The organism is Corallococcus sicarius (genome assembly GCF_003611735.1).
In the GTDB taxonomy this organism is placed as follows: Bacteria; Myxococcota; Myxococcia; order Myxococcales; family Myxococcaceae; genus Corallococcus; species Corallococcus sicarius.
In genome coordinates, this window is record NZ_RAWG01000627.1 from 1 (window position 1) to 1,437 (window position 1,437).

Annotated in this window: 2 protein-coding genes; both read right to left on the reverse strand. The window is 70.9% G+C overall.

Features of this window, described 5'->3' with window-relative positions; all coding sequences use genetic code 11:
- Positions 1 to 143 precede the first annotated feature (143 nt).
- Positions 144 to 500 (reverse strand): ribosome assembly RNA-binding protein YhbY, encoded by a 357-nt coding sequence (gene yhbY / locus D7X12_RS41335; protein ID WP_120630562.1) that lies wholly within the window; start codon positions 498 to 500, stop codon positions 144 to 146.
- Positions 501 to 572: 72 nt separating this feature from the next.
- On the reverse strand, positions 573 to 1,437 hold an 865-nt coding region (locus D7X12_RS41340; RefSeq protein WP_147444000.1), incomplete at its 5' end, for a DnaJ domain-containing protein.

Genomic DNA, 1,437 nt, shown 5'->3' on the forward strand with positions numbered 1-1,437 from the left:
GGGGGGTACACGTCACCTCCGCGGGGGGAAGACCCACAGCGTAGGGGCATTTCCAACCCGGTACGAGCGCCCGTCTGCTCCCAGGCCCACACAAAATGCGCAGGCCGGGCTGTTTTCCCCGCGACCCCTGGAAAGCGTTGCGACTAACGCCGACGCGGCTTCGGCTTCTCTTCCGTCTTGGGGGCGGGCTTGGGCTCGTGCGGGCCCTTGAGGATGTCCTCGAAGCGGGACTTGTCCTTGCGCTTCTTGAAGAGCAGGGCGGTGCGGCCGAGCAGCTGCGCGAGTTCCGCGCCGGTGGCCTCGGCGAGGCGGTCCGCGCCCTCGTGGCGTCCGTCGGGGCCCTCGTTGATCTTCACCTTGATGAGCTCGTGGTCGTTCAGCGCCTGCTCGACGGCGGAGATGACGCCGTCGGTGACGCCGGACTGGCCGACGATGACCACCGGCTCCAGGTGGTGGCCGAGGCCTCGCAGGTGGCGGCGCTGTTTCCCGGTGAGGGGCATGGGGTGTCTCCTTGAGAAGGGCGCGGGCGCCGGGCCGTTGGGGGGACCGGGATCCGCGAAAAGGGGCGCACCCTACTTCTTTTGGGCCGCCATGCGGATCTCCCGCATCGCGTCGATGTGGTCCGGTTGCAGCTCGACGGTGCGCTTGAAGTGCTTGAGGGCGCCGGTGACGTCGCCGCTCAGCTTGGCGATGACGCCCAGGAAGTAGTGGGCGGGGGCGCAGCGCTCGTTGCGCTTGATGGCGGCCTGGATCTCCCGGAACGCCTCCGGCTGGGCGGCCTTCTTGTCAGGGGAGGCGAGGAAGCGCGCGTAGCCACGCCAGGCGAAGAACTCCGGCTCTTCGGCGTTGAGGGCGATGGCGTCGCTGAGCATCTTCACGGCTTCGGGGTACTTGCGCGCCTTCACCAGGATGCAGGACTTCTGGAACAGCTCCTCGGCTTCGAGGATGGCGTGGATGTCCACGCCTTCGCCGCCGCCGCTCTTGAGTTCCTCGATGTAGGCCGCGCGGCTCTTGTCGTCCGTGAGCGTCCGGTACGCGTCGCCGATGTACGCGAACACCTCCGCCTGGAGCTTCTCCAGCTCCGGCGGGGCGCCCTGGGGCAGGGTGTCCGGGTGGTAGAGCTTGGCGAGGCGGAAGTAGGCCACCTTCACCGCGCCGCCTTCCGTCTGTTCGGTGAGGCCGAGCCGCTGGAAGTGGTTCTGTCCCTTCAGGGTCGCGGCGAGCTGGCGCAGCACGGGCAGCTGATCCGCGCCGGGCGCCGGGGCGGATGCCGCGGGGGCCGCGGACGGAGCCCCGACGACGGGCGGACCCGGGCGGGCACCCGGGCCCGCGACAGGCGCTTGTCCGGCGGAGGCGGGCGCCGCGCCAGGGCCCGCCGTGGGGACACCGGCAGGACGGGGGGCGGCACCGGGGCCCGCGGTGGGCGCAGTGCCAGCG

Coding starts and splice junctions, on each gene's coding strand:
- yhbY (WP_120630562.1), bottom strand. CDS start 500: ATGCCCCTCACCGGGAAACAGCGCCGCCACCTGCGAGGCCTCGGCCAC.